The sequence below is a fragment of the Kitasatospora sp. SUK 42 genome, assembly GCF_015776785.2.
GTDB lineage: Bacteria > Actinomycetota > Actinomycetes > Streptomycetales > Streptomycetaceae > Kitasatospora.
This window is the reverse complement of record NZ_LFMD02000002.1, coordinates 1,071,472-1,088,040: the sequence shown is the minus strand read 5'-3', so window position 1 is coordinate 1,088,040 and position 16,569 is coordinate 1,071,472. Positions and strand designations below refer to the sequence as shown.

The window sequence follows — 16,569 nt, the reverse complement described above, 5'->3', positions numbered from 1 at the left end:
ACGGTTGCGGGGTGACCGCCGTGCTCAGCCATCCCGACCAGCTCAAGGAGCTGCTGGGCATCCCGTTCAACCGGGAGCAGATGGCGGCCATCGGCGCCCCCCTGGCACCGGCCGTGATCGTGGCCGGCGCCGGCTCCGGCAAGACCACCGTGATGGCCGCCCGCGTCGTCTGGCTGGTCGGCTCCGGCGCCGTACGGCCCGAGGAGGTGCTCGGCCTCACCTTCACCAACAAGGCCGCCGGCGAACTCGCCGAACGCGTCCGCACCGCCCTGCTCAGAGCCGGCGTCGCCGACCAGGACGACGCCGAACCGCTCGGCGAACCCGAGATCTCCACCTACCACGCCTTCGCCGGCCGCCTCCTCAAGGAGCACGGCCTGCGGATCGGCATCGAGCCGGACGTGCGCCTGCTCGCCGACGCCACCCGCTTCCAGCTCGCCGCCAAGGTGCTGCGCACCGCCCGCGGCCCGTTCCCCGCGCTCACCGGCACCTTCGCCAACCTGGTCGCCGACCTGACCGCGCTGGACGGCGAACTCGCCGAGCACCTCGTCGAACCCGCCGCCCTGCGCGCCTTCGACGAGGACCTGCTCGACACCCTCGCCACCGTCAAGCTCACCAACGACGACCTGCGGGCCGTCCCCGCCACCGCCCGCGCCCGGCTGGAGCTGCTGCGCCTGGTCGAGGACTACCGCCGCCGCAAGCAGTCCGCCGGGCTGATGGACTTCGGCGACCAGATAGCCGCCGCCGCCCGCCTCGCCCAGCAGCGCCCCGAGGTCGGCGAACTGCTGCGCGGCCAGTTCAGGGTCGTCCTGCTGGACGAGTACCAGGACACCTCCGTCGCCCAGCGCCTCATGCTCGCGGGCCTGTTCGGCGCGGGCCCGGACGGCGCGGGCCCGGACGGTGCGGCCCCGGGCGGCAGGGGCGGGGGCCACCCCGTGACCGCCGTCGGCGACCCCTGCCAGGCGATCTACGGCTGGCGCGGAGCCTCCGTCGCCAACCTCGACGACTTCCCGAAGCACTTCCCGAAGGCCGACGGCACCCCCGCCGACCGCTACGCGCTCAGCGAGAACCGCCGCAGCGGCGGGCGCCTGCTCGCCTTCGCCAACCGGCTCGCCGCCCCGCTGCGGGAGATGCACGAGGGCGTCGAGGCGCTGCGCCCGGCCCCCGGCGCCGAGCAGGACGGCTACGTGCGCGCCGCGCTGCTGCCCACCCACGCCGAGGAGGTCGACTGGCTCGCCGACTCGATCGCCCACCTGGTGCGCACCGGCACCGCGCCCGGCCGGATCGCCGTGCTGTGCCGGGGCGGCGCGGCCTTCCCGGACATCCACGCCGCCCTCGTCGCCCGCGAGGTGCCCGTCGAGGTGGTGGGCCTGGGCGGGCTGCTGCAACTGCCCGAGGTGGCCGACCTGGTGGCGGTCTGCGAGGTGCTGCAGGACCCGACCGCCAACGCCGCCCTGGTGCGCCTGCTGATCGGCCCGCGCTGGCGGATCGGCCCGCGCGACCTCGCCCTGCTCGGCCGCCGGGCCGCCGAGCTGGTGCGCACCGAGCGCCCCGAGGGCGTGGAGGCGCTGGCCGCGGCCGTCGCCGAGGCCGACCCCACCGAGGTGGTCTCGCTGGCCGACGCCGTGGAGACCTTCCTGACCTCCCCGTCCGGAGAGGAGGGCGACCAGCACGACGAGCTGCCGTTCTCCGCCGAGGCCCGGGTGCGTTTCGCCCGGCTCGCCGCCGAACTGCGCGAGCTGCGCCGCTCGCTCGCCGACCCGCTGATGGACGTGCTGCACCGGGTGCTCGCCGTCACCGGTCTGGAGGTCGAACTCGCCGCCTCCCCGCAGGCCCTGGCCGCCCGGCGGCGGGAGACCCTGCACGCCTTCCTGGACGTCGCCGCCTCCTTCGCCGACCTGGACGGTGACCCGGGCCTGGCCGCCTTCCTCGGCTTCCTGCGCGCCGCCCAGGAGTACGAGCGCGGCCTGGACAGCAGCCTGCCCGGCGGCGAGGACACCGTGAAGGTGCTCACCGCGCACAAGTCCAAGGGCCTGGAGTGGGACGTGGTGGCCGTCCCCGGGCTGGTGAAGGGCGCGTTCCCCTCCGGCAGTGCGCGCGAGCGGTGGACCAGCACCAAACGCGTGCTCCCGCACGCCCTGCGCGGCGACGCGGCCACCCTGCCCGACGTGCGGGGCGGCTGGAACGGCAAGTCGATGACCGCGTTCCGGAAGGAGCTGGCCGAGCACTCCGGCACCGAGGAACTGCGCCTGGGCTACGTCGCGTTCACCCGCCCCCGCTCCCTGCTGCTGGCCTCCGGCCACTGGTGGGGGCCCAGCCAGAAGACCGTCCGCGGCCCGTCCGTCTTCCTGGAGCAGCTGCGCGAGCACTGCGAGCAGCCGGGCGCCGGCGAGGTCGAGCACTGGGCCGGGCAGCCCGAGAAGGGCACGGAGAACCCGGCGCTGGCCGCCGCCGTCGAGCGCCCCTGGCCGCTGCCGCTGGACCCGGCCGCGCAGCACGCCCGCCGCCGGGTCGCCGAGGTGGTGCACGCCCGCCTCGCCGGCGCGCCCGCCCCCGAGGCGGAGCCGATGGCCGTCGAGGACCAGCGCCAGGTGGCCTCCTGGGACCGCGATCTGACCGCGCTGCTCGGCGAGTTGGAGCGCTCCCGGCGCACCGCGCGCGAGGTGCCGCTGCCCGCCGCGCTGTCCGCCACCCAGCTGCTGCGGCTGGCCGCCGACCCGGACGGCTTCGCGCGCGACCTGGCCCGCCCGATGCCGCGCCCGCCGCAGCCCGCCGCCCGCCGCGGCACCCGCTTCCACGCCTGGGTGCAGTCCCGGATCGAGCCGCTGCTGCTGATCGAGCCGGGCGCGCTGCCCGGCGCCGACGACGACGGCATCGAGGACGAGCAGGACCTGGAGCGGCTGAAGGAGGCGTTCCTGCGCACCCCGTACGCGCAGCGCAAGCCCTACCGGGTGGAGGCGCCGTTCCAGCTGGTGCTGGCGGGGCGGGTGGTGCGCGGCCGGATCGACGCGGTCTACCGGGACGGTGACGTCGTGTCAGAATCCGGTGGTGCGTCACGCTACGAAGTGGTGGACTGGAAGACGCACCGCGAGGAGACCGCCGACCCGCTGCAGCTCGCGGTCTACCGGCTGGCGTGGGCCGAGCGGATGGGCGTTGATCCCGAGCAGGTCACGGCGTCGTTCCTGTACGTCCGCAGCGGACGAATAGTCCGTCCGGAAGGACTTCCCGACCGAAAAGAGTTGGAACGGCTCCTGATCGGGAACAGTGACTAATGAGTCACGCAGAGCATCCAAGTCGTCACGGCAATGCCCGAAACCTGTGCGTCATGCACGTTTCGCGCCTATTGTGGGGTCGGTAACCGGTCAACCTCCGAGCTCCGGCCACCAGCGAGGCCCGCATTCCCTAACCCTCAGTCATCACCGCAGGTGCCCTTGGGCATCGGCGCCTTCTGCTGGAGAAACCGAAGTTGAGCGCGACCGGATGGATCAGAGAACGGTTCGCCGGGCCGACCCCGAGGCCCCTTCCGGGCACGACCGGCACCTGGCCGAGGACGGCGCTCGCGCTGCCGTTCATCGGCATGGCGCTGATCGTCGTCCTCGACTACCTCAGCGGCACCGAAGTGACGGTCGAACCGGCCCTCACCGCCGTGCCCGCGCTGGCCGCCGTGGTCAGCCGCCGCACCTGGTACCCCCTCGTCATCGGCGCGTGCACCGAGGCGGTGGCCTTCCTGATGGCCTTCCGCAGCGACGCGCTCGACCAGTCCGTGCACGCCGCCAGCGTCATCGCGATCCTGCTCGTCGGCACGATCGGCTGGGTCAGCGCCACCCTGAGACTGCGCCAGGAACGGGCCCTGGCCGACGCCCAACTGGTCGCCTCCATCGCCCGCCGGGTCCTGCTGCGGCCCGTCCCCGAACGTGTCGGCAGCGTGCGCGCCGCCGTCCACTACGAGGCCGCCGCCGCACACGCCCGCATCGGCGGCGACCTCTACGAGATCGTCAACACCCGGCACGGCGTGCGGGCCGTGATCGGCGACGTGCGCGGCAAGGGCCTCGGCGCCGTCGAGACCGCCGCCGCCGTCCTCGGCGCCTTCCGCGAGGCCGCCCACCAGGAGCCCGCCCTCGACCGGGTCGCCGGCTGGCTCGCCGTCAGCCTCGACCGCGCCCTGCACGAGAACGACCACCCCGGAGTGGAGGAGGAGTTCGTCACCCTGGCGCTGATCGGAGTGCGGCCCGACGGCACCGCGGAGATCGTCAACTGCGGCCACCCCTCGCCGCTGCTGCTGCGCGACGCCCGGGTCCGCGCACTCGAACTCGCCGAGACCGTACCGCCGCTGGGCGTCCTCGACCCCGCCGACGTCCGCCCCCCGGTGCACCGGGTGCCGCTGCGCGGCGGCGACCGGGTCCTGCTGTTCACCGACGGGATGATCGAGGCCCGCGACCGCTCCGGCACCTTCTACCCGCTCGCCGAACGCTTCCCGCGCTGCGCCGACGGCCGCCCCGCCGACGTGCTGCAACGCCTCCACGAGGACGTGGTGCGCCACGTCGGCCGCCAGCTCGGCGACGACGCCGCCATGCTGCTCCTCCAGTACGAGCCACCGCCGACCGCCACGCCCCTCCTGCCGCAGCAGGCCGGGGTCCTGACGAACCACTAGGCCCTGTCCGGGCAGCGGGCCCTCACAGCGACACCTCGACCAGCAGCGGGCGGTGGTCCGACACCCCCGCCCGCGGGGCCGCCGCCGGGCCCACCACCACGCGCGGCACCCCGATCGCCAGCACGTGGTCGAACTGCACCGCCGGCCGGTGCGAGGGGTAGGTCGGCGTGCGCGCCAGGTCGTACCAGCCCTGGAGCCGGGCCCGCGGCTCGCGCACCCGCCGCCGGCGCGGCTCGGCCAGCACCGGGCGGATCCGCCGCGCCGCCCGCAGCTCCCGCACCCGCGTCCGCGGGGCGGTGCGCTCCAGCGCCGTCGCCCCGCCGAGCACCGTGCGCGGCACCGCGCCGATCAGGTTGAAGTCCCCCAGCACCAGGTACGGCTGCGGCAGGTCGGCGATCCAGCGCCGGATCCCGGCCAGCTGCGCCATGTTCCAGCCCGGGACGAACGACAGGTGCGCCGCCACCACCGTGAACGGCCCGCGCTCGCCCTCCAGCACCGCAGCCAGCGCCGCCCGCGGCTCGTCCGGCACCGGGGTCAGCCCGCGTCGCCCGGCCACCCGCAGCGGAAGCCCGAACGGCGCCGGGGCGAAGCGCCGGGCCCGCCAGTGCCGCACCGGCAGCCGGGTCAGCAGCGCCGTCCCGTACGAGGGCACGGCGCCGTCGCCCACCTCGCCCGGCCCGTACACCCGCAGCCCGTTGGGCCCGGACGGCTCCGGCACCCAGCCCGCCACGGGCGCCGGGCGGCCGTGCAGCGCGGCGGCGAAGCGCCAGTCGCCCGCGCCCATCGCCGCGGCCGCCACCGCCGCCTGGTCGGTGCCGCCCGAGCGCGGCTGGTGCCGGTCCACCTCCTGCAGCGCCAGCACGTCGGCGTCCAGCGCGGCCACCGCCTCCGCCAGCGGGGCGCCCGCGTCCAGCGGGTAGGGCCGGGGCGCCCCGTCCGGGGCGAGCGGCTGACCGTGCAACAGGTTGAAGGTGGCGATGCGCAACTGGCTCACACCGCACGACGGTACCGGAGGGGGCGCGGCTTGAGGCGGCCGGGCATACCGGGTATACATACTGAGTATGTCCATCAGACACGGTCTGCTCGCCCTGCTCGACGAGGGCCCCCGCTACGGCTACCAGCTGCGCACCGAGTTCGAGGCGCGCACCGGCGCCACCTGGCCGCTCAACGTCGGGCAGGTCTACACGACGCTGTCCCGACTGGAGCGCGACGGCCTGGTCGAGGCCGCCGGGGAGGACGAGGAGGGCCACCAGTTCTACGGCGTCACCGAGGCCGGCCGCGCCGAGCTGCGGGCCTGGTTCGACACCCCGGTGCCCCGGACCAACCCCCCGCGCGACGAACTGGCGATCAAGCTCGCCATGGCCGTCACCGTCCCCGGGGTCGACGTCTCCGCCGTCGTCCAGGGGCAGCGCCGGCACAGCATCAAGGCCCTGCAGGACTACACCCGGCTCAAGGGCCGCGCCCTGGCCGGGCCGCACTCATCGGGTAAGGGGGCCAGGCCCGGCGCGGCGCCCTCCGCGAGCAACGAACTCGCCTGGCTGCTCGTCCTCGACCAGCTGATCTTCCAGACCGAGGCCGAGATCCGCTGGCTCGACCACTGCGAGACCCGCCTCGCCCAGCAGGCCGAACTCCAGCAGACCCGCGCCGCCGAGCCCGCCCGCGACGACGCCGCCGCTCCCGCCAAGCGCGGGCGCCGCCTGCGCGCCTGAGGGCCCAGGCACCGAACCACCGGCTCGGAGCCCGACCCCGAGCCCACACCCAGCACTAGGGGGGAATCGTGTCCCACACCCAAGAAGCCCGGCGGACGCCGGTGCTGCACCTGGAGAACGTCACCCGGGTCCACGGCCAGGGCGCCGCCGAGGTCCAGGCCCTGCGCGGCGTCGACCTCAAGGTCCACCCGGGCGAGTTCGTCGCCGTCATGGGCCCCTCCGGCTCCGGCAAGTCGACCCTGCTCACCCTCGCCGGCGGCCTCGACACCCCGAGCAGCGGCCAGGTCCTGGTCGAGGGTGTCGCCCTCGGCGGCCTCAACCGCAAGAAGCTCGCCCAGGTCCGCCGCCGCTCCGTCGGCTACGTCTTCCAGGACTACAACCTGATCCCGGCGCTCACCGCCGCCGAGAACATCGCGCTGCCCCGCGAACTCGACGGCCTGTCCGCCCGCGCCGCCCGCCGCGAGGCCCTCGCCGCCCTGGAGGAACTCGGCATCCCCGAACTCGCCGACCGCTTCCCCGACGACATGTCCGGCGGCCAGCAGCAGCGCGTGGCCATCGCCCGCGCCCTGATCGGCGACCGCCGCCTCGTCCTCGCCGACGAGCCCACCGGCGCCCTCGACTCCACCACCGGCGAAGCCGTCCTCGCCGTCCTGCGCGCCCGCTGCGACGCCGGCGCCGCCGCCATGATGGTCACCCACGAGGCCCGGCACGCCGCCTGGGCCGACCGCGTCGTCTTCCTGCGCGACGGCCGCATGGTCGACGAGTCCGTCAGCCAGGACGCCGCCAGCCTGCTCGTCAGCGCCGCCACCAACAGCATGAAGGTGGACGAGTGAAGCTCAGCGCCTGGCGGGTCGCCCTGCGCATCGCCCGTCGCGACGCCCTGCGCGCCAAGGGCCGCAGCGCCCTCGTCGTCGCCATGGTCGCCCTGCCCGTCCTCGGCGTCACCGGCGCCGACGTCGTCTTCCGCAGCGCCGAACTCACGCCCACCGAACACGCCGCACGCGTCATGGGCCAGGCCGCCGCCGAACTGTCGATGATCGAACGCGGCTCCTCCGTCAAGCAGGCGCCCGACCCGGACCAGGGGCTCATCATCCAGAACCCCCGGAACACGGCCAAGGACGGCGAAGCCCCCCAGTACACCGCCGCGCAGCAGCGCTCCCTCAAGACCGAACCCGCCGAACTGGCCCGCCAGTTGCTCCCGGCCGGTGCCACCCTCGTGCCCGAACGCGAGGGCCCGTACACCGCGGCCAGCAGCACCGAAGGCCTGCTCAGCACCCGCGTCAGCGAGGCCGACCTGACCGACCCGGTCTGGAACGGCCGGGTCGTCCAGCTCAAGGGCCGGGCCCCCGCGAGCGAGCACGAGGCCGCCGTCACCACGGAGTTCCTCACGCGCTCCGGCCTCAAGATCGGCGACCGGACCGCCGTCCGCGGCCTGGAATCCGACCCCTTCACCATCACCGGCGTCTACGAGTACCCCGGCGCCCTGACCGCCATCGAGCTCATCGCCCGCCCCGGCGCCCTGATCGACCGGCTCCCCAAGAGCCCCGCGGCCGGCGGCCCCGGCGACAGCGGCACCGCCGACGGCGGCGGCGAACCCACCAGCTGGCTGGTCAAGCTCCCCGCCGGCGCCGTCCTCGACTGGCACAAGGTCACCGAACTCAACGAGTACGGCTTCAAGCTGACCTCGCGCGCCGTCCTGATCGACCCGCCGGCCCGCGGCGACGTCCCGTACTACGTCCAACAGGACCAACACCAGGGCCCCGACACCGGGTACTTCGACCGGACCTACATCGTCATCCTCGCCACCGTCGCCGGCATGGCCCTGCTGGAGATCGTGCTCCTCGCGGGCCCCGCCTTCGCCGTCGGGGCACGGCGCTCCCGGCGGCAGCTCGGCCTGCTCGCCGCCGCCGGCGGTGACCGCTCCAGCGTCCGCGCCGTCGTCCTCGGCGGCGGCATCGTCCTCGGCATCACCGGCGCCGTCATCGGCCTCGGCCTCGGCGTCGGCCTGGTCGCGCTGCTGCGCACCCAGGCCGAGGAGCACTCCGGCCGGCGCTTCGGCCACTTCGCCCTCCAGCCGCTCGACCTGCTCGGCATCCTGCTGGTCGGCCTGGTCACCGGACTGCTCGCCGCCGTCGTCCCCGCCGTCCAGGCCTCCCGCCAGGACGTCGTCGCCGCGCTCACCGGCCGCGACTCGCTCAAGCCGCCGAGCCGCAAGCTCGCCGTGCTCGGCCTGCTGATGCTCGGCGGCGGCGCCGCCCTCGCCCTGCTCGGCGCCACCAGCGGCTTCGGCAACCGCAGCCTCGCCGTCCTCGGCGGCTCGGCCCTCGCCGAACTCGGCATGGTCGCCCTGACGCCCTACCTGGTCGGCCTCTTCGGCCGGCTCGGCCGCTGGCTCTCGCTCGGCCCCCGGCTCGCCCTGCGCGACTCCGTGCGCCACCGCGGCCGCACCGCGCCCGCCGTCGCCGCCGTCATGGCCGCCGTCGCCGGCTCCGTCGCCGTCGGCGTCTACACCAGCAGCTCCGAGGAGCAGTACCGGCGCGAGTACGTCGCCAGCGGCCCCTCCGGCGCGGTCATGCTCGGCAGCAGCTGGCTGACCGGCGCCGACAGCAAGCTGATACCGCAGATGCGTACGGCCGTCGAACGCAGCATCCCCGACCTCGGCCCGCGCGCCGACGTCCAGCGCGTCAACTACAAGGGCGACTGCTCCGACATCGGCTCCTGCGGCTACATCGCCGTCGACAGGCCCAAGGAGGACCGCTGCCCCGCCCTCGACGACGACCGCGAGTTCGGCCCCGGCGAGGTCGACCGGATTCTGGAGAGCGACCCCCGCTGCCACGCCGACACCCGGCGGCGCACCCCCTACGGCCAGCTGATGGCCGGTGACGCCACCCTGCTGCACAACCTCTACGGCGTCACCGACCCGGCCCCCGGCCGGGCCCTCGCCGCCGGCAAGGCCGTCGTCTTCGACGCCCGCTACGTCAAGGACGGCAAGGTCGCCATCCAGTACACCGAGCCGTACAACCCCAACGCGGGCGGCGCCAACAAGAAGCCCGTCCGCACCGAGATCGCCGTCGACGCCGTCCTCGCGGACCCCGTCCTGCCCGCCCCCGGCCAGGCCGTGATCAGCCCGGACACCGCCGCCAGGCTCGGCTTCACCACCGCGCCGACCGGCTCGGTCTGGCTGCCCGCCGCGATGCCCTCCGACGGTGCCAACCAGAAGGCCGACGGCGCACTCGCCAAGATCACCGACAACAGCGTCCTCACCATCGAACGCGGCTACCAGTCCGACGCCGACCTCGTCACCCTCGGCCTGACCGTCTTCGCCGCCCTGGTCGCCCTCGGCGCGGCCGGAATCGCCACCGGACTGGCCGCCGCCGACTCCCAGCACGACCTGACCACCCTCGCGGCGGTCGGCGCCGAGCCCCGCATCCGGCGCTCGCTGTCCGGCTTCCAGTGCGGCGTCATCGCCGCCATGGGCGCCCTGCTCGGCGTCGTCTGCGGCATCGTGCCGGGCATGGCGCTGCGCAAGGTCGAGGGCGCGGCGAGCACCTACCCCGGCATGAGCCCCGAGGAGATCGCCAACAAGGCGCTCGTGGTCTTCCCGTGGCCCACCATCGCGGCCACCGTCGTGCTGCTGCCGGTGCTCGCGGCCGGGCTCGCGGCGCTGCTCACCCGCTCGCGGATCTCGCTGCTGCGCCGCTCGGGCTGAGGCCTTCCGCACGCGCCTTCCGTCACCCCCGGCCGCCTCCGCGCGCGGCCGGGGGTGACGGAGGTTACAGCCCCTGCGGGGCCCGGCAGCCGGACGGCCGGGGCGGGCACCCGCACGGGCGAACTACAGTCGTCGGTATGACGAGAACCCCGGACAGCGCCGTCCGCTCCTTCATCGACCGCCACCAGCCCGCGTTCCTCGCGGACCTCTCCGAGTGGCTGGCCATCCCCTCGGTGTCCGCCGACCCCGAGCGGGCCGGTGACGTGCGGCGCTCCGCCGAGTGGCTGGCCGCCAAGCTGCGCGAGACCGGCTTCCCGGTGGCCGAGGTGTGGGAGACCGACGGGCTGCCGGCGGTGTTCGCCGAGTGGCCCTCCGGGGATCCGTCCGCGCCGACCGTCCTGGTCTACGGGCACCACGACGTGCAGCCCGCGGCCAAGGAGGACGGCTGGGACACCGAGCCGTTCACCCCGACCGTGGTGGGGGAGCGGCTGTACGCGCGCGGCGCCGCCGACGACAAGGGCCAGGTGTTCTTCCACACCCTGGGCGTGCGCGCCCACCTGGACGCCACCGGCCGCACCGCGCCGGCCGTCAACCTCAAGCTGCTGATCGAGGGCGAGGAGGAGTCCGGCTCGCCGAACTTCGCCGACCTGGTGCGGCGCGAGGCCGGGCGGCTGGCCGCCGACGTGGTGGTCATCTCCGACACCGGCATGTGGTCCGAGACCACGCCCACCGTCTGCACCGGCATGCGCGGTCTCGCGGACGCCCAGCTCGACCTGTACGGGCCGGACACCGACATCCACTCCGGCTCCTTCGGCGGCGCCGTGCCCAACCCGGCGCAGGTCGCGGCCGAGCTGGCCGCCGCCCTGCACGACGCCGACCGCAGGGTGGCGGTCCCGGGCTTCTACGACGGGGTCGTGGAGCTGACCGAGCGCGAGCGCGAGCTGTTCGCCGAGCTGCCCTTCGACGAGGCGCAGTGGCTGCGGGTCGCCAAGTCGTACGGCACCCGCGGCGAGGCCGGGTACTCCACCCTGGAGCGGGTCTGGGCCCGCCCGACCGCGGAGGTCAACGGCATCTGGGGCGGCTACACGGGCCCCGGCGGCAAGACCATCGTGCCGTCCTCGGCGCACCTCAAGCTGTCCTTCCGGCTGGTCGCCGGGCAGGAGGTGGAGAAGGTCCGCGAGGCGGTGCGGGACTGGGTGGCCGAGCGGGTTCCCGAGGGCATCCGGTACGAGCTGGTCTTCCCGGGGGCCACCCGGCCCTGCCTGACCCCGCTGGACCACCCGGCGCTCCAGTCCACCGTCCGCGCGATGAGCCGGGCCTTCGAGCAGAAGGTCCTCTTCACCCGCGAGGGCGGCTCCGGCCCCGCCGCCGACCTCCAGGACGTGCTGGGCGCCCCGGTGCTGTTCCTCGGCATCTCGGTGCCCTCGGACGGCTGGCACTCGGTCAACGAGAAGGTCGAGCTGGGCCTGCTGGCCAAGGGCGTCGAGACCGCCGCCTACCTCTGGGGCGATCTGGCCGAGAACTTCCGGCCCGGCGCGTGACCGCGTCCTTCGCGCGCCATGGCCGTCAGATCACTCATCCGGATGATTCACCTGATTCACCACGTGGGGATGGAACGAAGTGAGCACCGTGCCTGAGACCGATCGCCCGCTCGCCCTGGCCAGGGCCGGAGTGGACCGGGCGGCCGAGCACCGGTTCGACGAGCCGTGGCTGGCCGCCGCCTGGAGCCACCCCTCCACCAGGGTGCTGCCGATCGCCGGCGGCGAGGTCTTCGTGGTCGACACCGCGCAGGGCACCGAACTGGTGCTGATGCCCTCCTTCGAGGCGCCGCAGACCGGGGACCGGTACTTCCTCGGCACCGACGAGGACGGCGTCTCCTACTTCGCGCTGGCCGGCGAGAGCCTGCCGGGGCGGCTGGACGGCGACGCCCGCCCGGCCGGGCTGCGCGAGGTCGGCGCGCTGCTGTCCGACCGGGACGCGGGGCTGCTGGTGCACGCCGTCGCCCTGGAGCACTGGCACCGGCTGCACAGCTTCTGCTCGCGCTGCGGCCACCCGACCGAGAAGGCCGGCGCCGGGCACGTGCGGCGCTGCACCTCCTGCGCGGCCGAGCACTACCCGCGCACCGACCCGGCGGTGATCATGGTGATCACCGACGAGCAGGACCGCTGCCTGCTCGGCCGCCAGGCGCTGTGGCCCGAGGGCCGCTGGTCCACGCTGGCCGGCTTCGTCGAGCCGGGGGAGTCGATCGAGCAGGCGGTGGCCCGCGAGGTGCAGGAGGAGGCGGGGGTGCGGGTCGGCGAGGTGCGCTACGTCGCCAGCCAGCCCTGGCCGTTCCCGTCCAGCCTGATGCTCGGCTTCGCGGGCAAGGCGCTGCCCGGCGGCACCGAGATCACCGTCGACGGCGAGGAGCTGGCGGAGGCGCGCTGGTTCTCCAGGGAGGAGCTGCGGGCCGGGATGGAGGCGGGCGAGATCCTGCCGCCCTCCGGCATCTCGATCGCACGCCACCTGGTCGAACTCTGGTACGGCGAGCCGCTGCCCTCGGCGGCGCGCTGGTAATCCTGTACGAATTTCTGGGGCTCCTGCGTTCTCCTGAATGCCCGTGAGCTCTGGTGAGTACTCGTGAGTACTCGTGGGAGTGGGGGCGTGCGGCTTTTGTCGCACGCCCCCGTATTTCTTTTCCACCCCTGCCGGAATCCGTCACAACCGGATGTTCGTGATCGGACGGGCCAGTTCTGCTACCGCCGGGCACCCCCAGACCCCCACCGTCAACCCGCCCGGACGACATTGCCGGAAACGGCTGAAACCCCGTCACCGCGCTCGCTACATTCACTCGGGTGACAATCCCCCGGGGCACCGCCCAATCGCCCAAATACCAGCGCCTCGCCGCCGACCTGCGCCGCCGGATCGCCGAAGGCGAGTTCACCGCCGACGCCGCCCTGCCGGTCGAGAGCGAACTGGAACGCCAGTACGGAGTCGCCCGCAACACCGTCCGGCTCGCCGTCGACGTCCTGGTCAACGAAGGCCGCCTGGTCCGCCTCCAGGGCAAGGGCACGTACCTGCGCGAACACCCCGTACTGGACCACCGCGCCTACGGGCCCACCCTCGCCCCCGCGCCGCGCGACTGCCTCGCCGCGCCCTCCGCCGTCTACCACGGCGAAGCCGCCGAAGCCGGGCGCGAACTCAGCACCGACTTCGAGATGATGATCGTCCGGGCCCGCGTCGACATCGCCGAACGGCTCGGACTGCGCCCCGGCGAGGCCATCGTGGTGCGCCGGCAGCTGCGCCTGCTCGACCGCGAGCCCTACTCCATCGAGGAGAGCCACTACCGGGCCGGACTCGCCGCCGGCACCCCGCTGATGGAACCCGACCCGGTCGAGGGCGGCGACGAGGCCGTGCTCGCCGCGCTCGGCCGCACCGAGGTCGGCGCCGTCGACCACCTGGTCGCCCGGATGCCCGGCCCCGAGGAGGCCCAGTGGTTCCAGGGCGGCCCCGGCGTCCCGCTCATGGTGCAGACCCGCGTCACCTACGACCGGCGCGGGCCCGTCCGGGTCATCGAGACCCGCTACTCCGCCGACCGCAGCCGACTCGTCTACGGCATCGGCGACCTCGGCGCGCGCGCCAGCCTGCCCGCGCCGGCCACCCCCGTCGACCCCGCCCGGGCCGACGCGCCGTGACGTCCGCCGACGTGCCGTGACGTCCGCCGACCGCCCGGGCCGAGGCGGAACGATGCCCGCCGACCGCCCGGGCCGGTGCGCCGTCGTGCGGCGGGCCGACCCGGACGGGCCCGGCCGGATCAGGCCGCCAGGGCCTTCTTGACCTGCATCAGGCTCGGGTTGGTCATCACGACCTGCTCGCCGCCGCCCGCCGGCGTCACCAGCACCGTCGGCACCACCTGGTTGCCGTTGTTCACCGACTCCACGAACGCCGCCGACGCCGGGTCCTCCTCGATGTTGATCTCGGTGTAGCCGATGCCTTCGCGGTTCAGCTGGCTCTTGAGCCGGCTGCAGTACCCACACCAGGTCGTGCTGTACATCGTCACGGTGCCGGACATCGAGGGGGCTCCTTCGAAAGAGGGGTCTTGCGGTCTCCGAACGCAACGTCCGCCGGGCGGCGCGCATTCCGGGCCTCCGTATGAGGGAGGACAGAAGTGATCATCCTGCGATCGCACCGGGCCTGTGGACAACCCGCCCCCCGCTGTCCCACCGGGCTGAGAGGATGGAACGCATGCAGGAAGACCTCTTGAGCGGCAGCCCGTACGACGGCCCCCACGGCGGCTCCCCCTGGGCCGACCCCGGCGCCGCCACGGGCCCCGACGCCGTGCTCGCCGGGCTCGACCCCGAACAGCGCGCCGTCGCCACCGCCCTGCACGGGCCCGTCTGCGTCCTGGCCGGCGCCGGCACCGGCAAGACCCGCGCCATCACCCACCGCATCGCCTACGGCGTGCGCAGCGGCGTCTACCAGCCCCAGCAGGTCCTCGCCGTCACCTTCACCGCCCGCGCCGCCGGCGAGATGCGCGGCCGGCTGCGCCAGCTCGGCGCCGAAGGCGTCCAGGCCCGCACCTTCCACGCCGCCGCCCTGCGCCAGCTCCAGTACTTCTGGCCCCGCGCCGTCGGCGGCCCCGTGCCCCAGCTCCTCGAACGCAAGGTCCAGCTCGTCGCCGAAGCCGCCGGCCGCTGCGGCCTGCGCGTCCAGCGCACCGAACTGCGCGACCTCACCGCCGAGATCGAATGGGCCAAGGTCACCCAGACCGCCCCCGAGGACTACCCCGCCGCCGTCGCCAAGTCCGGCCGCGAAGCCCCCCGCGACCCCGCCGAGACCGCCCAGGTCTACCGCGTCTACGAGGAGGCCAAGAGCCGCCGCGGCTCCATCGACTTCGAGGACGTCCTGCTGCTCACCGCCGCCATCCTGGAGGACCGCCCCGACATCGCCGAGCAGGTCCGCACCCAGTACCGGCACTTCACCGTCGACGAGTACCAGGACGTCTCCCCGCTCCAGCAGCGGCTGCTCGACCAGTGGACCGGCCCCGGCGGCGGCGCCAGCCTGTGCGTCGTCGGCGACGCCAGCCAGACCATCTACTCCTTCACCGGAGCCACCCCCGACTACCTGCTGAACTTCCGCGGCCGCCACCCCGAGGCCACCGTCGTCAAACTCGTCCGCGACTACCGCTCCACCCCCCAGGTCGTCCACCTCGCCAACGGACTGCTCGCCCAGGCCCGCGGCGAGGCCGCCCGGCACCGCCTCGAACTCGTCTCCCAGCGCGAGAACGGCCCCGAACCCGTCTACACCGAGTACGACGACGAACCCACCGAGGCCGAGACCACCGCCCGCCGGATCAAGGACCTCCTCGCCGCCGGGGTGCGCGCCAGCGAGATCGCCGTCCTCTTCCGCACCAACGGCCAGTCCGAGGTCTACGAGCAGGCCCTCGCCGACCTCGACATCCCCTACCAGCTCAAGGGCGCCGAACGGTTCTTCGAACGCCCCGAGGTCCGCGACGCCGGCGTCCTGCTGCGCGGCGCCGCCCGCGCCGCCGACGACCCGCTCACCGCCGGCGCCCCCGACCTCGCCGGCCAGGTCCGCGCCGTCCTCGCCAGCCGCGGCTTCACCCCCGAACCGCCCGCCGGCTCCGGCGCCGTCCGCGACCGCTGGGAGTCCCTCGCCGCCCTCGTCCGCCTCGCCGAGGAGTTCGAGCGCACCCGCACCGCCGCCGGGCAGAGCGCCGACCTCGCCGCCTACGTCGCCGAACTCGACGCCCGTGCCGCCGCCCAGCACGCCCCCGCCGTCGAAGGCGTCACCCTCGCCTCCCTGCACGCCGCCAAGGGCCTCGAATGGGACGCCGTCTTCCTCGTCGGCCTCACCGAGGGCACCCTGCCGATCATCTACGCCAAGACCGACGAACAGGTCGAGGAGGAACGCCGCCTCCTCTACGTCGGCGTCACCCGCGCCCGCAAGCACCTCAGCCTCTCCTGGGCGCTCTCCCGCTCCCCGGGCGGCCGCGCCAGCCGCAAGCCCAGCCGCTTCCTGGACGGACTGCGCCCCGGCTCCAGCGCACCGGGCGCACGCACCGGCGCGAGGAGCGGCCGGGGGAGCGTCGAGCCCGGCGAGCGCTCCGCCGCCCGGCGGGCCCGCGGCCCGGTCAAGTGCCGGGTCTGCGGCAAGGCGCTCACCGAGGCCGTCGAACGCAAGCTGCGCCGCTGCGAGGACTGCCCGTCCACGATGGACGAGGGGCTGTACGAGCGGCTGCGCGAGTGGCGGGCCCGGCAGGCCAGGAAGCAGGGCGCGCCGGCCTACGTGGTGTTCACCGACGCGACGCTGATGGCGATCGCCGAGGACGTGCCCTCCAGCCGCCAGGAACTGGCCCTGATCTCGGGGGTCGGCGCCATGAAGCTGGACAAGTACGGGGCCGCCGTGCTCTCGTTGTGTGCGGGGGAGGAGCCCGAGGAGGATCCGGACGTCGTCGAGGACGGCGGTTCGGTCGATCCGGCCTGAGCCGGCACGGGCGCGGT

Annotated in this window: 11 protein-coding genes; 9 read left to right on the top strand and 2 right to left on the bottom strand. The window is 74.5% G+C overall.

The genetic code is table 11. The features are described 5' to 3' along the window. The first annotated feature begins 11 nt into the window (after positions 1–11). The gene (locus RZ50_RS04545) at positions 12–3,269 is read left to right on the top strand and encodes an ATP-dependent DNA helicase (RefSeq protein WP_196948305.1); all 3,258 of its coding nucleotides are present in this window, start codon (positions 12–14) and stop codon (positions 3,267–3,269) included. A 194-nt stretch (positions 3,270–3,463) separates the two neighbouring features. Next, positions 3,464–4,648 carry a PP2C family protein-serine/threonine phosphatase gene (locus RZ50_RS04540; protein ID WP_196948306.1) on the top strand — a complete coding sequence of 395 codons (1,185 nt, stop codon included), beginning with the start codon at positions 3,464–3,466 and terminating at the stop codon, positions 4,646–4,648. A gap of 22 nt (positions 4,649–4,670) precedes the next feature. Here RZ50_RS04540 and RZ50_RS04535 read toward each other — a convergent pair whose 3' ends face one another. Further along, a complete protein-coding gene (locus RZ50_RS04535; RefSeq protein WP_308271370.1) occupies positions 4,671–5,642 on the bottom strand; it encodes an endonuclease/exonuclease/phosphatase family protein in 972 nt (323 codons plus the stop codon). 67 nt (positions 5,643–5,709) lie between these two features. Between RZ50_RS04535 and RZ50_RS04530 the strand changes: the two genes are divergently transcribed. The 6 genes from RZ50_RS04530 to RZ50_RS30030 all read left to right on the top strand — a co-directional run bounded on the left by RZ50_RS04530 (position 5,710) and on the right by RZ50_RS30030 (position 13,740). Continuing rightward, positions 5,710–6,357 (top strand): PadR family transcriptional regulator, encoded by a 648-nt coding sequence (locus tag RZ50_RS04530; RefSeq protein ID WP_196948101.1) that lies wholly within the window; start codon positions 5,710–5,712, stop codon positions 6,355–6,357. A 68-nt stretch (positions 6,358–6,425) separates the two neighbouring features. Next, positions 6,426–7,190, top strand: a complete 765-nt coding sequence (locus tag RZ50_RS04525; RefSeq protein WP_196948102.1) for an ABC transporter ATP-binding protein — start codon at positions 6,426–6,428, stop codon at positions 7,188–7,190. Continuing rightward, on the top strand, positions 7,187–10,066 hold the full coding sequence (locus tag RZ50_RS04520; RefSeq protein WP_196948103.1) for an FtsX-like permease family protein: 2,880 nt from the start codon (positions 7,187–7,189) through the stop codon (positions 10,064–10,066). Before RZ50_RS04525 ends, RZ50_RS04520 begins: the two co-directional genes overlap by 4 nt. 137 nt (positions 10,067–10,203) lie before the next feature. Continuing rightward, the gene (locus RZ50_RS04515) at positions 10,204–11,607 is read left to right on the top strand and encodes a dipeptidase (RefSeq protein WP_196948104.1); all 1,404 of its coding nucleotides are present in this window, start codon (positions 10,204–10,206) and stop codon (positions 11,605–11,607) included. 88 nt (positions 11,608–11,695) lie between these two features. Then, positions 11,696–12,622 carry an NAD(+) diphosphatase gene (gene nudC, locus RZ50_RS04510; RefSeq protein ID WP_308271367.1) on the top strand — a complete coding sequence of 309 codons (927 nt, stop codon included), beginning with the start codon at positions 11,696–11,698 and terminating at the stop codon, positions 12,620–12,622. 278 nt (positions 12,623–12,900) lie between these two features. Further along, positions 12,901–13,740: a GntR family transcriptional regulator gene (locus RZ50_RS30030; protein WP_196948106.1), complete on the top strand. Its 840-nt coding sequence runs from the start codon at positions 12,901–12,903 to the stop codon at positions 13,738–13,740. Positions 13,741–13,859: 119 nt separating this feature from the next. Here the strand turns inward: RZ50_RS30030 and RZ50_RS04500 are convergent, their stop codons facing one another. Then, positions 13,860–14,117 carry a mycoredoxin gene (locus RZ50_RS04500; protein WP_196948107.1) on the bottom strand — a complete coding sequence of 86 codons (258 nt, stop codon included), beginning with the start codon at positions 14,115–14,117 and terminating at the stop codon, positions 13,860–13,862. Between the two features lie 164 nt (positions 14,118–14,281). On the opposite strand from RZ50_RS04500, the gene RZ50_RS04495 reads away from it, so the two are divergent. After that, positions 14,282–16,552 carry an ATP-dependent DNA helicase UvrD2 gene (locus RZ50_RS04495; protein ID WP_374199871.1) on the top strand — a complete coding sequence of 757 codons (2,271 nt, stop codon included), beginning with the start codon at positions 14,282–14,284 and terminating at the stop codon, positions 16,550–16,552. Positions 16,553–16,569: the final 17 nt, after the last annotated feature.